General features: G+C 41.1%; 20 protein-coding genes. 14 read left to right on the top strand and 6 right to left on the bottom strand.

The features are described 5' to 3' along the window. Window positions 1-14 precede the first annotated feature (14 nt). Entirely contained in the window at window positions 15-533 is a 519-nt protein-coding gene (locus ACE1B6_RS09110) for a class I SAM-dependent methyltransferase (RefSeq protein WP_413256939.1), read from the top strand. 143 nt (window positions 534-676) lie between these two features. On the opposite strand, the gene ACE1B6_RS09105 is transcribed toward ACE1B6_RS09110, so the two are convergent. After that, window positions 677-1,759 carry an ATP-dependent 6-phosphofructokinase gene (locus ACE1B6_RS09105; protein WP_413256938.1) on the bottom strand — a complete coding sequence of 361 codons (1,083 nt, stop codon included), beginning with the start codon at window positions 1,757-1,759 and terminating at the stop codon, window positions 677-679. A gap of 163 nt (window positions 1,760-1,922) precedes the next feature. On the opposite strand from ACE1B6_RS09105, the gene ACE1B6_RS09100 reads away from it, so the two are divergent. Then, window positions 1,923-3,062, top strand: coding sequence for a M14 family metallopeptidase (locus tag ACE1B6_RS09100; protein ID WP_413256937.1), 1,140 nt, complete (start codon window positions 1,923-1,925; stop codon window positions 3,060-3,062). 47 nt (window positions 3,063-3,109) lie between these two features. Here the strand turns inward: ACE1B6_RS09100 and ACE1B6_RS09095 are convergent, their stop codons facing one another. Then, entirely contained in the window at window positions 3,110-4,321 is a 1,212-nt protein-coding gene (locus tag ACE1B6_RS09095; RefSeq protein WP_413256936.1) for a class I SAM-dependent methyltransferase, read from the bottom strand. Window positions 4,322-4,553: 232 nt separating this feature from the next. Continuing rightward, window positions 4,554-5,738: an NAD(P)H-quinone oxidoreductase subunit H gene (locus ACE1B6_RS09090; RefSeq protein ID WP_413256935.1), complete on the bottom strand. Its 1,185-nt coding sequence runs from the start codon at window positions 5,736-5,738 to the stop codon at window positions 4,554-4,556. A gap of 285 nt (window positions 5,739-6,023) precedes the next feature. Here ACE1B6_RS09090 and ACE1B6_RS09085 point away from each other — a divergent pair, with 285 nt between their 5' ends. Further along, window positions 6,024-7,868, top strand: coding sequence for a M48 family metalloprotease (locus ACE1B6_RS09085; protein WP_413256934.1), 1,845 nt, complete (start codon window positions 6,024-6,026; stop codon window positions 7,866-7,868). A 70-nt stretch (window positions 7,869-7,938) separates the two neighbouring features. On the opposite strand, the gene ACE1B6_RS09080 is transcribed toward ACE1B6_RS09085, so the two are convergent. Then, window positions 7,939-8,217 carry a hypothetical protein gene (locus ACE1B6_RS09080; RefSeq protein WP_413256933.1) on the bottom strand — a complete coding sequence of 93 codons (279 nt, stop codon included), beginning with the start codon at window positions 8,215-8,217 and terminating at the stop codon, window positions 7,939-7,941. 270 nt (window positions 8,218-8,487) lie between these two features. On the opposite strand from ACE1B6_RS09080, the gene rsmH reads away from it, so the two are divergent. The 5 genes from rsmH (at window position 8,488) to ACE1B6_RS09055 (ending at window position 13,332) form a co-directional block, all read left to right on the top strand. Then, window positions 8,488-9,390 (top strand): 16S rRNA (cytosine(1402)-N(4))-methyltransferase RsmH, encoded by a 903-nt coding sequence (rsmH, locus tag ACE1B6_RS09075; protein WP_413257018.1) that lies wholly within the window; start codon window positions 8,488-8,490, stop codon window positions 9,388-9,390. 265 nt (window positions 9,391-9,655) lie between these two features. Further along, entirely contained in the window at window positions 9,656-10,384 is a 729-nt protein-coding gene (locus ACE1B6_RS09070) for a response regulator (protein ID WP_413256932.1), read from the top strand. A gap of 101 nt (window positions 10,385-10,485) precedes the next feature. Further along, window positions 10,486-12,162, top strand: coding sequence for a SpoIIE family protein phosphatase (locus ACE1B6_RS09065; protein ID WP_413256931.1), 1,677 nt, complete (start codon window positions 10,486-10,488; stop codon window positions 12,160-12,162). A gap of 3 nt (window positions 12,163-12,165) precedes the next feature. Next, on the top strand, window positions 12,166-12,597 hold the full coding sequence (locus ACE1B6_RS09060; RefSeq protein WP_413256930.1) for an ATP-binding protein: 432 nt from the start codon (window positions 12,166-12,168) through the stop codon (window positions 12,595-12,597). A gap of 294 nt (window positions 12,598-12,891) precedes the next feature. Beyond that, window positions 12,892-13,332: a hypothetical protein gene (locus ACE1B6_RS09055; protein ID WP_413256929.1), complete on the top strand. Its 441-nt coding sequence runs from the start codon at window positions 12,892-12,894 to the stop codon at window positions 13,330-13,332. On the opposite strand, the gene ACE1B6_RS09050 is transcribed toward ACE1B6_RS09055, so the two are convergent. Continuing rightward, window positions 13,329-13,757 carry a ketosteroid isomerase family protein gene (locus tag ACE1B6_RS09050; protein ID WP_413256928.1) on the bottom strand — a complete coding sequence of 143 codons (429 nt, stop codon included), beginning with the start codon at window positions 13,755-13,757 and terminating at the stop codon, window positions 13,329-13,331. The two genes, ACE1B6_RS09055 and ACE1B6_RS09050, sit on opposite strands and share 4 nt — an antisense overlap. 122 nt (window positions 13,758-13,879) lie before the next feature. Beyond that, window positions 13,880-14,401, bottom strand: a complete 522-nt coding sequence (locus ACE1B6_RS09045) for an orange carotenoid protein N-terminal domain-containing protein (RefSeq protein ID WP_413256927.1) — start codon at window positions 14,399-14,401, stop codon at window positions 13,880-13,882. 246 nt (window positions 14,402-14,647) lie between these two features. Between ACE1B6_RS09045 and queG the strand changes: the two genes are divergently transcribed. From queG to ACE1B6_RS09015, 6 genes are all read left to right on the top strand, one after another. Beyond that, entirely contained in the window at window positions 14,648-15,616 is a 969-nt protein-coding gene (gene queG / locus ACE1B6_RS09040; protein ID WP_413256926.1) for a tRNA epoxyqueuosine(34) reductase QueG, read from the top strand. Window positions 15,617-15,644: 28 nt separating this feature from the next. Further along, window positions 15,645-16,295, top strand: a complete 651-nt coding sequence (locus ACE1B6_RS09035; protein WP_413256925.1) for an HAD-IA family hydrolase — start codon at window positions 15,645-15,647, stop codon at window positions 16,293-16,295. Between the two features lie 815 nt (window positions 16,296-17,110). Continuing rightward, on the top strand, window positions 17,111-18,010 hold the full coding sequence (locus ACE1B6_RS09030) for an MBL fold metallo-hydrolase (protein ID WP_413256924.1): 900 nt from the start codon (window positions 17,111-17,113) through the stop codon (window positions 18,008-18,010). A 90-nt stretch (window positions 18,011-18,100) separates the two neighbouring features. Beyond that, entirely contained in the window at window positions 18,101-19,201 is a 1,101-nt protein-coding gene (locus ACE1B6_RS09025) for a bifunctional riboflavin kinase/FAD synthetase (protein ID WP_413256923.1), read from the top strand. 92 nt (window positions 19,202-19,293) lie between these two features. Beyond that, window positions 19,294-20,202, top strand: a complete 909-nt coding sequence (locus ACE1B6_RS09020) for an AAA family ATPase (RefSeq protein ID WP_413256922.1) — start codon at window positions 19,294-19,296, stop codon at window positions 20,200-20,202. A 69-nt stretch (window positions 20,203-20,271) separates the two neighbouring features. Then, window positions 20,272-20,826 (top strand): diheme cytochrome C, encoded by a 555-nt coding sequence (locus ACE1B6_RS09015; RefSeq protein ID WP_413256921.1) that lies wholly within the window; start codon window positions 20,272-20,274, stop codon window positions 20,824-20,826. The last annotated feature ends 85 nt before the right edge of the window (window positions 20,827-20,911 follow it).

Here is a 20,911-nt window from a genome sequence, read left to right as displayed (position 1 = left end):
TAAAATTTAAAACTATGAAACTTCACATTGGCGGAACAGAAGCACATCCCGAATGGAAAATCTTAGATATTGAACCTCGTCCAGAAGTAGATTTTATTGCTGATGCGGCGAACTTAGAACAGTTTGCTGATAATTCCATTGAAGCAATTTATGCTAGTCATGTTTTAGAACATTTTTATCATGGAATTAATAATGAAGTGCTAAATACCATGAAAGAATGGTATCGAGTTTTGCAACCGGGTGGCAAACTATTTGTAAGCGTACCAAATTTACAAACTTTATGTTGGTTATATACTAATCCTAAGCTGTCTGTAATGGAAAAATTTGAGATTATGGCAGTAATTTATGGAGCACAATCTAATGAATATGATGTGCATAAAGTTGGTTTTGATGGAGATCTTTTAGCTTTACTTTTAGGAGATGCGGGATTTTCAGATTATTTAGAAGTGCAAGAGTTTGGCATATTTGATGATTGTAGTAGTTACCGCATTAGTAATGTCTTGATTAGTTTAAATGTAATTGCTACTAAATAAAAACTATTAACAAATGCTCACCCCACAGCATTAATGGATGAGCATTTGCGTTAAACACCAATTCTTCAACAGTAATTGGTAGCAGCAAACATATTTCTATCACACACTATTCACTACCCATTTTACCCAGTACTAATGTGTTGTTAATTTCCCAAACAAATGCCTAAACCTCTGGCGGTTTTAACTAGCATTCCATCGGGATCTACTGTACTATATTTACCGATCGCTTCAGGAATTGGCACGCTAACTACTTGGCGATTTTGCCAACTTACCATGCAATCATATTTGCCTTCCGCAATTAAATCAACTGCGGCAACTCCAAACACAGAACCAGTTAATCTATCCAATGGTGAAGGTGTACCACCACGTTGGATATGTCCTAACACTGTGACTCTGGTTTCTGCACCACTGCAAGCGCAAATTTTATCAGCCAAATAGTGACCAATTCCACCAAATCTGGTTTGTCCTAAGCGGTTTATATTTTTAATTGTTTCGCCATTTTCTGTCTTCACAGCTTCCGAAACAATCACCAAAGAATAGTTCTTTCCAGACTCTTGACGTTCGTGAATTTTTTCGCAAATACTATCCAAATTGTAAGGAATTTCCGGGATGAGAATTATATGAGCACCACCAGCAATTCCCGCACTAATTGCAATATGTCCAGCATCCCGTCCCATGACTTCTAAAATCATGACTCGGTTGTGACTAGCGGCTGTAAAATGTAACCGATCTAAGGATTCTGTGGCGATATTCACCGCAGTATCAAAGCCAATAGAACGTTCTGTACTGCCAACATCGTTATCAATAGTTTTGGGAATAGCTACTAAATTCATTCCGCCTTTTTGGGCGATTTTTCGCACAATATCCATGCTACCATCGCCACCAATTACTATTAAGGCATCCAACCCTAATTGATGATAGCCAGCGATAATTTCTGATGAGCGATCGCGCGTGCTACCATCAGGCATTGGATAAGCAAAGGGATCTCCGGTATTTGTTGTTCCTAAAAAAGTTCCCCCAGTAATTAACAATTCTTCAACTGTATCAATTTCTAATGGAATAAAGTCAGGCGGAGAATTCATTAATCCCATTGTGGCTTGACGAATGCCGAGAACTTTCCAGCCGTAAGAACCTACAGCACGACATACTACGGCTCTAATTGCGGCATTTAAGCCAGCACAATCGCCGCCACTAGTTAAAATTCCAATCCGTTTTTGTTCTTGCATAATCCCTGTCTTCAATAGTAACTGGCATTTAGTTAAGTAGTGAATTATCTGCAAGTTGTCTCAGCTAAATTGGCTCATCCACTACCTAAAATTTGCTCTGACGGTGCTAATCTCAGAGGAAGTAATCCTACCGCCATTAGGTTTAATCTTTTAGGAGTTATTTGTGATTCCGATAATTTCTCTTCTTCCTCTGGTACAACTCGCCTCTGGCGATCGCTTTTCCCTCCAAATATATAAATTCATCGGTTCCACCCCCGGTAAAAAAGCTTATATTCAAGCCAATTTACATGGTGCTGAAATTGTTGGTAATGCCGTCATTCATCAGTTAATTGAGTTTTTGATCGGTATCAATCAAACAAATCTTACTGGTGAAATTTGGCTTGTTCCCCTCTGTAATCCTTTTAGCACAAACCAACGAACCCACTACTTTTCTACTGGAAGATTTAACATTTATGATGGTAAAGATTGGAATCGCATATTTTGGGATTATGAAAAAGAATGTAAAGATTTAGAAACATTTGTTAAAACCCAAATAAATGTTCTCCCTGATACTATTAGAGAAAACTATCTTCAGCGAATTAAACAAAGCTTTGAAAAACTAGGAGAAAAAATTAATTCTCCCAGTGGCGCACCTTTAAGCGAATTATACCGATATCAACTACAATCTCTATGTTTAGATGCTAATTATGTTATCGACATTCACAGTTCTAGCAATCAGGCGATCGATTATATTTACGGATTTAAAGGCAGAGAAGAAAGCGCCAAAGCCTTTCTTTTAGACCACGAAATATTACTCAACGAATATGACGGAGATGCCTTTGACGAAGCCTTCTTAAAGCCTTGGCTAGCCTTGGAAGATGCTCTAGTTCAGCAAGGAAAACCCATACAATTTGACTTAGAATCGTGGACATTAGAATTAGGTTCCGGGATGCAAATGAATCCCGACTCAGTTGCCAAAGGAGTGCAAGGAATTAAAAACTACTTAGCCGCAAAAGGTATCTTAAAAATCCCCGGATTCCCCCTGCCAGAAACAGCAAGTCACCAAATAAATTACACCCGGAAAACCCAACTCAAAAAATACTATGCTCCTAGTGGTGGAGTAATTCAAAATCGCCTCAACTTAGGTAAGTCAGTAACAGCAGGAGAGCCAATTTATCAAATAATCAGCTTTAACAAAGAAGGCAAATTACCTGCTATAATAGATGTTATTGCTGAAAAAAGTGGCATGATTTTTGACCTGTCCACTAACCATTCAATCAACCAAGCAGAGTATGTATTAACAATCCTAGAAACCGATAGTTAAACTAATTCTCAGAAAGTCCCTCCGCGTCCTTGACATTTCTGCGGTTTCTAAAAAAACTGCCGTTTCGGAATAGTAAAACCCTGCAAAGGTTGAGCTACTTCCTCCTCCCTTAAACCGCGACATTGCAGCAACACACCAAAACCTCCCAAACCCATCGGGCTAATCATTTGGTGGAGGGCATCGCGACGTTGTAAAACTTTTTGAATATCCTGATAATTTTCGGCATTACTATCAGAAATAGCGGAAATTCGATCGCCCAAACCCAAAGCCATCAAAAACAACCCTTGTTGCGTAAAACCCAACCACCGCAAACCGCACAATTCCCCCCACTTTTCCAAACTAGTAAAATTCACATGAGCAGTAATATCCTGCCGCCCAATATTGATATAAGGATCGTTATGATGACTATGGCGATAATAACATTGCAAAGTTCCCCGATCGCGTCCTAAACTATAGTAACGGTGGGCAGGATAACCATAATCAATAGTTAACAAATAACCCCGTTGAATTTTCTCAGAAATTATGCTTAACCAATCCAAAGCTAACAAATTTACCTCAGTACGATAGCCCTCTGGATAAGCATTTTTCCCAAAATCAATTCCCAAGAAATCAAAATATTCAAATAACCGATTTGTAGAAACTTCCCCCACAATTTCCACAAACTCCCCTTGAGTTCCCAAACCTACGTAAACTTCCTTTAACTCCCCTTGTTTCCAAATTACCTGATGCACGGGAAAAGCATCTATCAGTTCATTGGAAAAGCAACATCCAACCAAGGAATTAGCAGGTATTTCCTCCCATTCACACCAACGTAGCGGAAAATTAGACAAACGTTGTTGTTGTTCCAGCCTTAAGGCAGATGATTTTTCGACAATAATGTAATTTAATGCCGAGAAAAACTCAAAATGGTGTTCGTGTAAATAACGTAAGACATCTCCGGCTAAAATTCCCTGTCCTGCACCCATTTCCACTAAATTAAAAGGTACTGGACAACCCATAATTTCCCACATTTGGCAAAATTGCCTAGCTAACAACTCGCCAAAATCTGCGCCTAAATGGGGAGAAGTAAAAAAATCACCTTGCGAGCCAATATTAACTTGATTTGTAGAGTAGTAACCCTGTTCTGGGTGATAAAGTGCCAAATTCATGAATTCGGCAAAAGTAATGCGTTTTTGGGGGTGGGAAGTGATTTGAGATGCGATCGCATCGCGTGCCGTTAGGCGTATCGCTCCCCGCAAATCTAAGTTAGAATCATCCATAAAAATCATTAGCTTTGAATTTTGAGCCTTGAATTTCGAGCCTTAATTAAATCTATTAACTCAAAACTCTGTAAGGGCGGGTTTTGTTGTTAAGTTTTCGGTTGTAAGTATAAATTTAACTGCTAAACCCGCCCCTACAACTCAAAACTCTGTAAGGGCGGGTTTTGTTGTTAAGTTTTCGGTTGTAAGTATAAATTTAACTGCTAAATCTGCCCCTACAACTCAAAACTTCCTAACGATCTACCGAACCCATGATCACATCGATACTGCCCAAAATTGCCACAATATCAGCAACCTTCACACCCTTCAACAAGTGAGGCAGAATTTGCAGATTCACAAAATCAGCAGCGCGAATCTTCCAGCGCCAAGGGAACACATTATCATCACCAATCAGATAAATTCCCAATTCCCCTTTACCACTTTCCACACGGGCGTAGTACTCACCTTTGGGAATTTTGAAAGTTGGGGCGACTTTTTTAGCAATGTACTGGTAATCAAAACCATTCCACTCTGATTTTGGCCCCTCTGCCAAACGTTTCGCTTCCAAATTCTCAAAAGGCCCACCGGGAAGACCCTTCAAAGCTTGGCGAACAATCTTCACCGACTCCCGCATTTCGCGAATTCTCACCAAATAACGGGCAAGGCAATCACCAGCAGTTTCATACTGCACTTCCCAATTGAAGTCATCGTAACATTCGTAATGATCGACCTTCCGCAAATCCCACTTCACGCCAGAACCGCGTAACATTGGGCCAGAAACACCCCAGTTAATCGCCTGTTCGCGAGTCACAGTTCCCACGCCTTCAGTCCGACGACGGAAAATCGGGTTATCAGTAATCAGGCGTTCGTATTCGTCAACCACAGGCATAAAGTAGTCGCAGAAATCGTAACACTTATCCACCCAACCGTAAGGCAAATCTACCGCTACTCCCCCAATGCGGAAGTAGTTATTATTCACCATCCGATAACCAGTCGCCGCTTCCCACAAATCATAAATATATTCCCGTTCCCGGAAAATGTAGAAAAACGGAGTTTGTGCGCCCACGTCAGCCAAAAATGGGCCAAGCCACAATAAATGGTTCGCAATCCGGTTCAACTCCAGCATAATCACCCGAATATAGCTGGCGCGTTTCGGAACTTCAATTCCTGCCAACTTTTCCGGCGCATTCACGGTGACAGCTTCGTTAAACATCCCTTCCGCGTAGTCCCAACGACTCACGTAAGGAACATACATAATATTAGTGCGGTTCTCGGCAATTTTTTCCATGCCGCGATGCAAATAGCCAATTACAGGTTCGCAATCAACTACATCTTCCCCATCTAAGGTAACAATCAACCGCAGTACCCCGTGCATCGAGGGATGGTGCGGCCCCATGTTCAGAACCATTGGTTCTGTTCTCGTTTCGATTCTTGCCATAGAACAGCAATTTTTAAATTTTGTTTCGTTGCCTTAATTATATTGGCTTATGAATCGACCTTTGAGCTAGGACAGGCATATAAAATTTTATGGTAACAGTTGACCTAGCTTAGGCATGACTCAGGAGGTAGAGAGCCGAAGGCAGAAGGAAAGAAAGGTTTTCAACTGCTCTTATACCAAATCCCTATCCTATCTTTTCTTTTTCTTCTTTCTCTTCCTTCGCGCTCTTTGCGTCCTTCGCGGTTCAAAAAAATCATTAAATTAATTGGAATAACCCAAAACAGAATGAAAGATCAAGAATTCAACAACCTGATTCAAAAACTAGAAAAATACGCCCGTGTCAACCCTTCCGGTTATAACTTGCGAGTTGGATTACTAGCTGCATTAGGATTTGGCTACATTTTCTTAGTTTTTGCCCTGCTTTGTACAATTTTTTGGTTGCTGGGCTTAAAACAAATTTCTTTTTTCTTAGTTTTAGCGATCGCCCAACTATTATATACCGGATTTACCCCACCCAAAGGAGTAGAACTTACCCGCCAAGAAGTCCCAGAATTATTTGCCTTGATTGATGAATTAATCGAGAAATTAAAGACTCCCAAATTCGATCGGATTCTCTTAGATACTCGACAAAATGCCGGAGTATTACAAATTCCTCGACTTGGAATTCTATTTATCGGTTGGCAAAAAAATTTTTTAATCTTAGGATTGCCCTTAATGCACTCCCTTTCCCCGGAACAATTTCGGGCGATTCTTGCCCATGAATTAGGTCATTTATCGGGAAATCATAGCCGTTTTTCCGGTTGGATTTATCAATTACGCTATACCTGGTTTAACTTAGTGGAAAGATTCCATGCTAATGGGCAAGGTGGTTCTTTCTTATTTAGCAAATTTTTTAATTGGTATGAGCCTTTTTTCCGGGCTTATTCCTTTGTTTTAGCCAGAAATAATGAATACGAAGCCGATCGCTATGCCGCCGAATTAGCCGGATCTCACAATGCTGCCCAAGCTTTAATAAACATAGAAATCAAAGAGCATTATTTACAAGAATATTTTTGGCGAAATTTCTACAAACAAGCCCTTGAGCAATCCGAAACTCCTAATAATACCATGACTAAAATGTTGCAGCAATTAGCTAAACCAATACCAGAATCAGATGCTAAACTTTGGTTGGATTGGGGGTTAACTGAGAAAACTAATCACGAAGATACACATCCTTGTTTGCGCGATCGCCTCACCGCTTTTGGTTATCTTCCCGTCGGATATGATTTACCTTTACCTCCCCCTATTCAACGAACAGCGGCAGAGTATTTTTTTGGTGATTCATTGCCAGAATTTGCTCAACGTTTAGATATAAAATGGCAAGAAGAAAACACCAATTTTTGGCAGTTAATCTACCAACAATACCAAAGAAGATTCCAGAAATTTCAAAGTTTCAAAGCTAAAGCTAAAACTCACCTCTTAACCGTTGAATCTACTTGGAAATATGCCCAGCTAACCTCAGAATTTCAAGGTGCTAAAGCTGCGATACCCCTGTATCAAGAAGTTCTTTCACAACAACCTCAGCACGTTGCAGCTAATTTTAATTTAGGGCAGATTCTTCTAAAAGAACAGGATTTTCGAGGAATTGAATATCTAGAAACTGCGATGCAAAAAGATCCCGAATTAGTAGTTGCTGGTTGTAAATTAATTTATGCTTTTTTCCAGCGTCAAGGCAATTATACAAAAGCAAAAATTTACCAAGAACGCATCGAAGCAAACTTTTATCTTGTGGAACAAGCAATTAAAGAACGGAGAGAAATTAGCGATCGCACTCGATTCTTCCCGCACGACTTACCAGAAGAAGAAATTAAGCAAATAGTTGAGCAACTTTCCACATATCCGCAAATCAAAGAAGCATACTTAGCCCAAAAAACTGTCACTCATTTCCCCGAAAAACCTATTTATGTATTAGCAATTATTCGTCGTTTTTTGGGTTCCGACCCAAACAAATACCAAACGGATGCAGAATTTATCGATTTATTACTTGATGATTTGAACTTTTCCGGTGAAGTTTTAGGGATAGCGATTAATCAACATAATAATCGGTTGAGGGATATTTTCCGCAAAATTCCCGCTTTAATTTATCCTTAAAATCGCCAAAAAACCGAGTTATTTTAGATAAATAAAACCCGGTTTTACCTCAATTTTAACTAACAATATTTTACCCTCTTACAGGTCGGCAAAAAGTCCGCCATTCATAAAAACGTCCGTTCCAATATCTCTGGCGACAGCAATAGAAAAGCCGTCTACCACGACGTACATAGTAGCAGAAACGACGGTTTTGAGCGTATCTATCCCAGTTATCTCGACGCTGTGCATATTGCTGGGTTTCTATTTGACTAGATCCCCTTTCTACAGCGAATGAAGCAACTGTCGGAATAGTAGTAACTACTGTTAATCCAGCGATCGCTACCCCAGCAATTAACTTATTTAAACTCATGGATTTCTCCTTAATAAACTTACAGAAAAAAACTCACTTAAAAACAAGTAAATCTTGCTTTCCTCTGTCTCAAAAAGCAACACTTTCAACTAGCTATTCGCCAAGTTTGACTAAGGAAATTGGTTATTTATTTACTATGATATTCTCAATGATTCCGTGATGTCCAGTTTTTTATTAACTGAATTATTAATTAATAGTAAAAATCAAGCCTCTAGCAACTCTGATATTGAGAAAATCGGTTAAAATCTATTTATGAATCAGTTTTTATCAATGGATGAGATCGACCTCAACACGGAAAATCAGGAAACAAAACCTAATTTTGTTCACATCTCAGTTTTGGCAGCCGAATTAATCTCCGGCTTAGCAATTAATCCCGGAGGAATTTACCTTGACGCAACAGTAGGCGGGGGAGGACATACTAAATTAATTTTGCAAGCGGCATCAGATACTAAAGTAATTGCGATCGATCGCGATGCAGAAGCCATTAACGCCGCCAAAAATAACTTAGTCGAATTTACAGAACGCCTCACCTTTTGGCATGGTAACTTTGCCAAATATCAACCAGGAAATTTAGAATTTGATGGCATAATCGCTGACTTAGGCGTTAGTTCATTTCACTTAGATACAGGTGCAAGAGGTTTTAGTTTTCGCCAAGAAGCCGAATTAGATATGCGAATGGATCGCCGAGAAAACTTAACTGCTGCCAACATTATTAATGAATGGTCAGAAGTAGAACTAGCTGATATATTTTATAAATATGGCGAAGAGAGATTATCCCGTCGAATAGCCAAGCAAATCGTAGAAAAGCGCCCATTTCAAACTACAACCGAATTAGCCAATGAGATATTTCATAGCGTCCCCCGTTCCTATCGCTATGGGAGAATTCACCCAGCGACTCGTGTATTTCAAGCATTAAGAATAGTCGTCAATCAAGAATTAGCATCCTTAGAAACTTTCCTGCAAACTGCACCCAACTGGTTAAAACCTGGAGGAAGAATTGGGATTATTAGCTTTCACAGTTTAGAAGATAGAATAGTCAAACATTCTTTTAGGGAATCACCAATTCTACAAGTAATCACCAAAAAACCAATTACACCACAAGAAGCAGAATTGCAAGAAAATCAGCGATCGCGTTCAGCTAAACTGAGAATAGCAGAAAAGCTGAGGTCGTAGCTTGCAGAGTGCATTACCGACAGAGTAACAACAAGAAACTCCATTGCCTAAGCTAGCTTGCCGAAACCCGAAAACCAACAACTCACAACTCAGAACCGAAAAGTGCTAATATTTGGGAAAAATCGCAACTTATGGGATTAATTAACTGCCAGCGTTGAAAAAAAACATCTCTCTAAACAGTGGGTTGAAATTAACTAAACCCCAGGAAAAATTTGTAAACTAGTGTGGCACAAATCAAACGCATAAATAATTGGGAACGTTGACAATGGAAAAAATTCGCGTTGCCCTCATTGAAGATCATGACCTCACTCGCGTGGGGATTCGGACAGCATTGCAACAACGGCAAGAAATCGCCGTTGTCGGCGAAGCTGCAAATGGTACTGAGGGGCTAAAGTTATTACAGACGGCACAACCAGATATTGCCATAGTTGATATTGGATTGCCAGATATAGACGGTATTGAGTTGACCAAACAGTTAAAAGCAACTGAAGACGAAAACAACCCAGTACCAAAAGTGTTAATTTTGACTTTACAAGATAACGAAGAAGCTGTACTGGCAGCTTTCGCCGCTGGTGCCGATTCTTACTGCATGAAAGATATTAGCTTCGATCGATTACTAGAAGCATTGCAGGTAACACAAGAAGGTAACTCTTGGATCGATCCAGCGATCGCCAAAATTGTACTCCATCAAACCAGACAAGCTCCAGAACAAAACTCCCCCACCAACCAAGTTCCCCCTAGTTCCAAAACTGTAGCAATTCAAGCTACGGAGCAAGAATATACTAATATGCTAGAAGCATATCCCTTAACCGAAAGGGAATTGGAAGTGCTAGAACTGATTGTGGAAGGTTTCAGCAATGCGGCGATCGCAGAAAAACTGTATATCACCGTCGGCACCGTGAAAACTCACGTCCGTAACATTTTAAACAAACTGTGTGCTGATGACCGTACCCAAGCAGCTGTTCGCGCCCTACGCTCTGGATTAGTAGGGTAAAACAGAAACCACGAATTTTGGATTTTAAATTCTAAAAATAAAAACTTGAGAATTCAAAATTCAAAATTCCCAATTACTATGACTTGGAAATGGAGTAATAGATGAGTCGGGGAGACGGCAGCAAACTCAAACTCATGGTAGTAGATGACGAGCCTGATAACCTCGATTTGCTGTACAGAACTTTTCGGCGAGAATTTCAAGTATACAAAGCCGAAAGTGGGCCCTGCGCCCTAGAAGTACTCGACAAAGAAGGCGAAATGGCGGTAATAATCTCCGACCAAAGAATGCCCCAAATGAACGGGACAGAATTCTTAGGTCGGACGGTAGAACGCTTTCCAGACACAATTCGCATCCTGCTCACAGGTTATACAGATGTAGAAGACCTAGTAGAAGCAATTAACTCAGGTCAAGTATTTAAATACATCACCAAACCTTGGAATCCAACCGAATTAAAAGCCGTAGTTCAACAAGCCTCAGAAACTTATGGAGTCCTGAAGCGCCGTACCGACGAACTACGCCGCGCCTTACAGCGAGAAACCATATTTAACGCTGTAACTAGCGCCATTCGGGAATCACTGGACTATCGCAGTATGCTACAAAAAATCGTGGAAACCATCGGTCAAACCTTTGGCACCACCTCTTGTTTACTGCATCCAGTACAGAGCGATCGCTTACTACCAGAGTCCTTTTCCTATCATGCAGCTGAAGCAAACATCACACTCGAAATTGACCCAACAGGCTTACAAGCAGTCCTCGAAACCCAACAAACAAAAACAATTCAAAGTAATGACAACGGCACGCTAGGAACACAACTAATCATTCCCTTAATCTGTCAGCAGGAACTCCTCGCAGTCCTGTGCCTATATCATCAAAACAACCGGGAAACTTGGTCATCCGAAGACGTACAACTAATCGAAAGCGTCTCCGAACAAGCAGCACTTGCCCTCTCGCAAGCCAAACTTTACCAACGCACCCAAGAACAAGCACAGCAAATGCGAGCCGAACTAGAAGTAGCTCGGCAAATTCAAAATAACCTGCTCCGCCAAAGTTGGCCCGATTTAGAAGGAATTAGAATCCAAGCTTGTTGTTTCCCAGCTAGAGAAGTCGGAGGAGATTTCTTTGAAGTCTTTGTTCATCCGAAAGGAGACATTTGGCTAGCAGTCGGAGACGTTTCCGGGAAAGGAGTTCCCGCAGCTTTATTTATGGCTAGCGCCATCTCAGTCATGCGAAGAGAACTCTCCCAAGAAAATCCTCCCACTCCTCACGTCTTAATGCAGAATCTCAACAGCAGCCTTTCCGAAGATCTCATCGGTAATAACTGCTTTATTACAATGGTTCTGGCACGTTACACCTGTGTAACAGGTGAATTGGTTTACGCTAATGCTGGTCATATTTATCCCTTGGTTTGGTCATACAAAGACGTAGCCAAAAACATAGCTGAAGTTGAACCCAACTTCCTGAAAGCTAGAGGTGTTCCTTTGGGCATACTACCTGTATGGAAAGGTACCCCAGGTAACTTACAACTCAAACCAGGAGAAGCACTTCTTTTAGCTAGCGATGGCATCACCGAAGCTACCGTCACTCAAGAAGACCTGACCCCAGGAAGTGATAATGGTGGCGATCGCAGCCAGCGTTTTATGCTCAAACAAGAAGGTTTATGGACTTTACTCACTCAAGAATCTAGTCCATTGAATTTGACCCGCTTGCTCGATCGGATTCGCGGACAAAACCAAATACAAGAAGACGACCAAACCATACTTTCTCTGGAGGTTCTGTAGTCAATGAGAACGGAGTTGCATATTCCCAGTGACCTAAAATTCTTAACTATAGTTGAAAGCTGGTTACTAGGGTGTTTAGAAGTAGAACTAGGAGACTCGGTTGATTGGCCGCGCCAGTCCAACCGCCTACGTTTAGCTCTCGTAGAAGCATACTCTAACGTAGTACGTCACGCTCACAAAGACCAGCCTAATTTACCCATCCTGATTCGCTTAGAACTCAAAAATCAAGACTTAGCTCTCGAAATTTGGGATCATGGCAAAGGATACGATATATCTACCTATCTACCACCTAGCCCAGAAGATAAACAAGAAAACGGTTATGGTTGGTTAATTATGAATCGATTAATGGATCGAGTCGAGTACCGTTTACAAGTAAATGGTCGCAACTGCCTGAAGTTAGAAGCTAGCCTTCCTAGTAAAACTAAAGATCGCTGAAAGCAAACTACAACCGTTAATCAGCCAGTTAACTTGAATCTTTAAGTTCAGGGTGCTCTCGTACTGGCTACTCAATATCGTAAATTTACAAAACTTCAATAAAAAGTGAGTATATTTAATAGGTTATATAAATTTTGCTAACTTTTGTTGCAAACATATTCACCTTTAGATAAACAAACCTTAAGATTTGGACAAGTTTCGCAAAAGCCTCTGTAGCTTCTTAACCCTGAAGAAGCAAACTAACAAACTCCAGGTTTTTGCCCAAATTGAAGTTTTGTAAGAGTAACTACTGTCATGACTCAGCTGTTTCTCCTTTGCCCTCGTTATCGTCTAGATGATGAATCCCTTTGGCTTTTAGGTATCGATCCCGCCCGTCATTACTGGATTACTATTAATGGTGAAAGGGATTTTACCGTGTCAATTCCTGGGCTGAATGTAACTTCTGTCGCTGAGTGGAAGCAAGTTATGCGCCAATTTCGGGGGCTACAACCAGGAGAACAAATGGAGTTAGTGGGCGTTTCCCAAAGCGTGGACATTATTTGCATTAGCGAAAATTGCTTTGCGATCGCCACCGAATACAACGCTGCCCCAGTGTGGCATCTCTTCGACCAAGAAACCCTAGAAAGTTTATTAAGAACCGCCCATCCCGACTGGCAATGTTCGGAAAAAGACGTTGACTTAGGTCGTCGGATGCTCTTGCGTTCCCTGGCACAGCCAGCTGCTTCCGTCGCTTAACGACGCAAACTTAGTAACTCTTGGGGAGAAGCTAGCAGCTTAATCGTAGCCGCAGCAATTTCCTGTTCAGCATTCAACACAAATATCCAACCCACATTCACGCTAAATAAAGGTGTCTTGACTCTTCCTTTCACCTGAATTTGAGTGTAACCATCCTCCATTTCCTCAGCAGTTCCCTGTGTGGGTAACAGCTGCATTCCGGTGGCTTCTTGTTTTAGGTAAGTAGCGATCGCCTCTGGGCCAACCACCGCCGATTCAAAAGGCGGATTTAGCTCTCCATCAGCAGCAAACAAAGCCGCTGTTGCCGAAAAATCACCAGCATTTAAAGTCTGAAAATAATTTAATATCGTACTTTCTGTGATTCCCGCAATCGCTAAATCAACTTGCTCATCTAAAACAAAAGCTGTAGCATCAGCAGTCTGCATCGTTAATCCTCTTTCGCACTTCTAAAACCAACTTAAACAGAGAAGCAGGCAGAAATACCTGCTCCTCTAGAAGGAAATATTTACGGCTGATTTAGGTTAAACAAAGAAAAAGCCGTATGAGATTAGTCTGCCAATGGATCGACACCCATATCGACCACAGTATTACGCAGAATAGTGATCTGTTGACCAAAATCCAGTTGCTTAATCGTTTCTAAAACCTTTTCGCCATCGCGAGAAAGTTGGTAGCCTGGTGGCATGGGCACAACAAAACCTTGCATCATCAATTCTGCCAATTGATACCAGAATGCTAATTTAGTGTTGGGGCTCAGAATACCGTAAGAACGGCTCATTTGATTGTCCCGCTTCGCAGCCAAGTCGCGCATCACTTGCAGTTGCTCCGCATGAGACATTTGCTTAATTTGATTCAACAATCCTTCCGCTAACTGTAAGCGTGCTGCTCCGGGTGCGGCAGGAGTAATGGAACGACCACATTCTGTATAGACATACCACAATACAGCTAATTGGTCATCAATGTTTAAACGCTTGAATAACGCTGTAGTTGCAGGTACGGCGTTAGCCAGCTGATTGCCGGAAGCGAAAACGTTAGAGAGGTTTGTTGAAGCAAAGTCCGCTGTAAAAGTCATATCTACAAAAGAGATTCTTGATAACTACTGGTACAGCCGATAGGCTTCTTGAATCTCGTACTCCTTAATTTACATAATGCAACATTCTTTTACGAATTGCAAATAAATATTACAAATACTTGAGTTAAGCAACAACTTATATATTAAGGTTGTTATCATATCTAAATTTTTTATATGTATAGTCGCTTGTTGACGAAGTGGGTTCCCAGTTGTTAACCTAGTTGTCCGCGTAAAACCAGAGAACTCGTGGTAGATCCAATAATCACTAGCACTCAAGTGAAGCAAAAAGCCACTGAATTAGGGTTTCATCAAGTTGGGGTAGCATCTGTAGATACAGAGGATGAATCCGAAACTCAACGGTTGCAGCAATGGTTGGCTTTAGGTTATCAGGCGGATATGCAGTGGATGGCAAATCCCAAGCGGGAAAATATCCGCTTACTGATGCCAGAAGTTCAGTCGGTTATTTGTGTGGCGCTAAACTATTACACGCCTGCTCAACGTCCAGAGGGTAAAGAGTACGCTAAAATCTCCCGTTATGGCTGGGGACGGGATTATCACAAAGTCTTGCACAAAAAACTCAAAGAACTCGCTAGTTGGTTACAGCAACAAGGAGAGGGAGTTTTAGCACGTTATTATGCTGATACTGGCCCAATTCAGGATAAAGTCTGGGCGCAAAGGGCGGGTATTGGCTGGATTGCCAAAAATACAAATGTGATTACTCGGAAGTATGGATCTTGGGTATTTTTAGGCGAAGTGTTGACTAATTTAAATTTAGCGCCCGATCGACCCCATACCGATCATTGTGGTACCTGTACTCGCTGTATCACTGCTTGTCCCACAAATGCGATTCGTCCTTTGGCTGATTCTGCCCATCCCCAAACTTTTGTGGTAGATGCTAATCTTTGTCTTGCTTATCATACGATCGAAAATCGTAGCGAAAAGTTACCTGATGCGATCGCACCCCATTTAAATAATTGGGTAGCTGGCTGTGATATCTGCCAAGATGTTTGTCCCTGGAACCAAAGATTTGCCCAAGAAACCAACGTTTTAGAATTTCAACCTTACCCAGGAAATGTTGACCCTACCCTGGCAGAATTAGCGAAAATTTCCCAACAAGAGTGGGAACACAAATTTCCCGCCTCCGCACTCCGAAGAATAAAACCAGAAATGTGGCGACGAAATGCTCAGACTAACTTAGAATATTTGCATCCTTAGCAGATATTTATCGATAATTTATCAAGCTATGACTATAAAAGTAATTATTTTTGATTTTGATGGCACAGTTGCCGATACTTTTGATGCTTTAGTAACAATCAGCAATAATTTAGCCCCAGAATTTGGCTATTTACCCGCTACTACTGAAGAGATTGCCCAAATTAAGGATTTGACCACTAGAGAAATAATTCAGCGTTCCGGTGTAGCAATTTATAAACTACCCTTTCTACTCCGAAAAATTATAGTCGAATTAAACAGCAAAATTCATGCCCTGTCGCCTGTAGAAGGAATAAAAACAGCATTATTTGAATTGAAAAAGCAAGGTAATCAATTGGGAATTATTACTTCTAACGATCGAGAAAATGTCCAAGTTTTTTTGCAAAATAATACTTTATTAGATTTTTTTGATTTCATTTATTCTGGAACTAGCTTGTTTGGCAAAAGTCGAGTAATTAATAAATTTTTGCGCCAAGCTAACCTTCAGCCCGAAGAAATCGTTTATGTTGGGGATGAAACTAGGGATATCGAAGCAGCAAAGAAAAGCAATATTAAAGTAATTGCTGTTAGTTGGGGATTTAACTCTCGCCATGTCCTGAAGCAGCAAGAACCCGATTTCTTAATTGAGCATCCGCAACAGTTAGTAGAAGTAATTAAACTGTTGCAAAATCATAGATTGTAATCGGCAATTTCTGTGAAGAAAATTCTTGTTCCAGCGATTAAGCAAAATATCAAAAAATTGAACCCAGTAAATATACTACAGAAGAGAGCAACCACAATCCGGGAGAAATTTTACTCAGCGATCGCTTACTCCAAATTAGCTGCCAATCTCTGAACACCAATCACCTCTGGAGAAAATAACAATACTTCAGTGCTTTAGATCACTGCTCCATTTACTAACAGACTGATATGATGAGAAATCGATCCTTTGGGTCTAAATATTTCGGCAAATTACCCCAAAATATTTCCGGTAAAACCTTATGATGGAAGTTTCTCAAGTATGGCAACCAGTGCTTGATATCACACTCACAGGTAATCAACTTTATGTAAACTAGGTATAGGGTTAGCAAAAAGTAAAAGTGAGTATAAAAATTCACCTTTACCCCGATCGGCAGCTAATTGTTAATGTGAGGTTATCCGCTGGATAAGCCTGTACTGACCAAAATGGCAACACAGATGAGAAACGTAATTTTCAATTCGGTGAAAAAGTCATAACCTTAATGGTAGTTGAGTAACCAAACTCAAAATGTACGGAAATCAATTACCTCAGTAATGCTGTCTAGCCACTAAGCTAACCCAAATTATTTTGCTGCATCCTGTGAAAATAAACCCCAGCCATTTAAGCTGGTTTTCCTGGTTAAGGTCAACATAAAGTGAAATTAAGGAAGTAGTGCAAATTACCTTTTCAGATTACTGGGGTATGATTGTACAAACCATCCTTGAAAGATGTAAAACCATAACCAGGGACTGCTTGAGGAAGAAAAGCGAGCAACACCCATGTCTGTGATGCAAAACCAATTTTTAATTAATTTCTGGGGCGTTAGAGGTAGCATACCCTGTCCAGGCCCACATACAGTACGTTACGGTGGCAATACACCTTGTATCCAAATGCAAGTAGGTGGCAAACACCTGATTTTTGATGGTGGTACGGGACTAAGGGTTTTGGGGCAAACTCTCATGTCTCAAATGCCTTTAGAAGCTTACCTATTTTTTACCCACTCGCACTGGGATCATATTCAAGGATTTCCCTTTTTTACGCCTGCGTTTGTGAAAGGAAATCGCTTCAATATATATGGAGCGATCGCTCCCAACGGTGCCACTATAGAGCAACGTCTACACGATCAGATGCTTCATCCTAACTTCCCCGTGCCATTACAAATTATGGCGGCTCAGTTGAAATTCTTTGACTTGAAACCTGGAGATACCATAGAACTGGAAAATGATATTACCTTGGAAACAGCACTATTAAATCATCCCGGAGAAGCAGTAGGTTACAGAGTTAACTGGCGCGGTTGTTCGGCAGCTTACCTGACTGATACAGAACATTACCCCGATCGCTTGGATGAAAACGTACTCTATTTAGCCCGCAATGCCAACGTATTAATTTATGATGCTACCTACACAGACGAAGAATATCATTCTCCCAGGTCTAGCAAAGTTGGTTGGGGACACTCCACTTGGCAAGAAGCAATTAAAATTGCTCAAGCAGCTAACGTGAAAAAATTAGTAATTTTTCATCACGACCCCTTACATGATGATAACTTCCTAGATTTAGTGGGAGAACAGGCAGCAAAAGTATTTCCGAACACAGTTATGGCACGGGAAGGAATGTCAATTTCACTACCTGAATCAGTACCCCAACCAGAAGACCTAGAAGATATCAAAATGTCCGTATAGATAATGAATATTTGGGGTAATTTGAGTTGCTAAGCAACGCTACGCGATCGGAAAGATGAAAATTGTGGAATTTGTGTCAAAATGTAAAGCGTGTGGGTTACCTCATCGCTAACTACAGCTTTAACTCCCACTGCTGTTGCCCTGGGAAATTTCGACGGCGTTCACCAAGGGCATCAACAGGTAGTTAAACCTGTATTGCCTCTGTTACATAGTTCGGAAACTGCACGTAGTCCCGCAGTATCAACTCAAAGCGGTCGTCGATTAGACAACGGATTATTAATAAATAGAGACAATGATTGCTGGGATTGCTGGGAAAATAATTATCCAATTAGCGCCAGCGATCGCCCATTACCCACCGTTGTCACCTTTAATCCCCATCCGCGAGAGTTTTTTACCGGACAACCTCGTGCTTTACTAACGCCGTTAAAGGAAAAAGTAGAATTATTGACCGCCTTGGGAGTAGAACAATTAGTTTTGCTACCATTCGATCGGGAAATGGCAGATTTAAGCCCTAAAGAGTTTGTCGAACACATATTAGTCCGACAACTAAAAGCTAGATGGATTAGTGTAGGGCAAGATTTTTGCTTTGGACAAGGACGTTCAGGAACTTCAGCCGATTTAAAAATAATTGCTGCCAAATACGGCGTGGAAGTAGTGATTGTGCCAATTCAAAACAACGAAGGGGAAAGAATTAGTAGTTCAGCCATCCGTCAATCTCTGTTAGAAGGAGAAGTTGAACGGGCAAATCAATTATTGGGAAGACCTTATACTTTAATCGGTTGCGTTATCCAAGGTCAGCAGCTAGGAAGAACTATAGGATTTCCTACCGCTAACCTACAATTACCAACCAATAAGTTTTTACCTCGTTTCGGTGTTTATGCCGTGCGAGTGTTGATTGACAACAGTAAAGAAACGGAAACTACTTTAGCCGTAAACAGAACTACAGAAGCAGATTCACCGATTTTGACCCCCTTAAAAGGAGTGATGAATATCGGTATGCGTCCTACTGTAGATGGTGTCAATCAAACCGTAGAAGTTCACTTGTTAGACTGGACGGGAGATTTATACGGAAAAACTTTAACAGTTAGTTTAGAAAAATTCCTGCGCCCAGAACAAAAATTCACCTCCCTGGATGAACTCAAACAACAGATTACAGCTGATTGTTTCCAAGCCAGATCCGTATTGAGTTAACTAAAAGGTGGTGATGAAGATTAGGAACTGGGAAATGGGCAAACTAGAATAGAGATTTCTTTCCTCTTCATCATTTACCTTTTACCTTAAATATGAGAACAGGTATTGAACGGCTAACTGAAAACTTAGGTTTAACCCTCGTTGGCAAAACCGAAGCCATCCGTCTAGTATTGGTAGCATTGTTAGCTGGTGGTCACGCTTTGCTAGAAGATGTACCGGGGGTAGGAAAAACTTTACTGGCAAAATCTTTAGCTCGATCGATCGATGGTAAATTCCAAAGAATTCAGTGTACCCCAGATTTGCTACCCAGCGATATTACCGGAACGAATATTTGGAATCAAAGCAACGCTGAATTTGAATTTTTACCAGGGCCAGTATTTGCTAACGTCGTCTTAGCAGACGAGATTAACCGCGCCACCCCCCGCACTCAGTCGGCGTTGTTAGAAGTAATGGAAGAAAGACAGGTAACAGTAGATGGGGTATCGCGACAAGTACCGCATCCTTTTTTTGTGATTGCGACGCAAAACCCGATCGAATACCAAGGTACATTTCCTTTGCCAGAAGCGCAAATGGATCGGTTTACTATCTCCCTTTCTCTCGGTTATCCCTCAGAAGCCGAAGAACTGCAAATGCTACAAAGGATTAAGGGAGGAATTACCGTTGAAGAATTACAACCTTGCATTTCTTTAGAAGAAGTTTTAGAGTTACGCCATTTGTGTAGCAATGTGAAACTAGAAACTTCTTTGCAACAATATATTATTACCTTAGTTCGTGCCACCAGAGAACATGAAGAAATTACTCTGGGTGTTAGTCCCCGTGGTGCAGTTGCTTTACAAAAAGCTACTCAAGCTTTAGCCTTTCTCTTAGGTAGAGATTATGCAATTCCCGATGATGTGAAGTTTTTGGCACCTTACGTACTTTCCCATCGCCTGATTCCTTCAGGAGGAAGACGAGCCAATACTATAGTAGAGCGATTGTTAAAGGAAGTTCCTATTCCTTAGCATCGGTTCATAGTTTATTGTTATGAAGCAATTAACTATTTACTTGGTGCTTCAGCAAGATTGGATAAGATGACAAAGTTTGCCCAGTTAAAAACTCGGAAACGAAAACAAAGACGACGCTCTTTTGTTTTATTATTATTGCTCCTATTCTGGAGTAGCATCATTGCTTGGGGTTTAACTATATTCTCTCAACCTGTACAAAGTCAGACAGTAACTAATACTCCCACCTTGGGAACTGTGGATGTAGTTCCACAAAAATACCGACTGGGACAAGAACTTTATTTGGAAAATTGTGCCACCTGTCACATCGGAATCCCACCAGCAGTTTTACCTACAGAAACTTGGGCTGATTTGATTCAAGATGCGGAACATTATGGGACAACAATCAAACCGCTAGTCGATCCACAACGCTTACTCGTTTGGGAATATTTGCGGACTTTTTCTCGTGTGCGATCGAAATCCGAAGAACGAACCCCCTACCGCATCGCCCAATCCCGCTATTTTAAAGCATTACATCCCCAAGTCCAACTCCCCCGTTCTCTACCAATGGCTAGTTGCATTACCTGTCACCCAGGCGCAGATAAATACAATTTTCGTAGCCTCTCCCCAGAGTGGCAAAATTAGGACAAGGGGACAAGGAGACGGAAAGAAAATCTTCAACTCTCCCCACCTCCCCACCTCCCCACCTCTGCCTTCCCTTTTGCCGTAA

The sequence above is a fragment of the Floridaenema fluviatile BLCC-F154 genome (genome assembly GCF_041929135.1).
GTDB classification, from domain to species: domain Bacteria; phylum Cyanobacteriota; class Cyanobacteriia; order Cyanobacteriales; family Aerosakkonemataceae; genus Floridanema; species Floridanema fluviatile.
The sequence above is the reverse complement of the archived record's forward strand: the minus strand, read 5'-3'. Positions and strand labels throughout refer to the sequence as shown.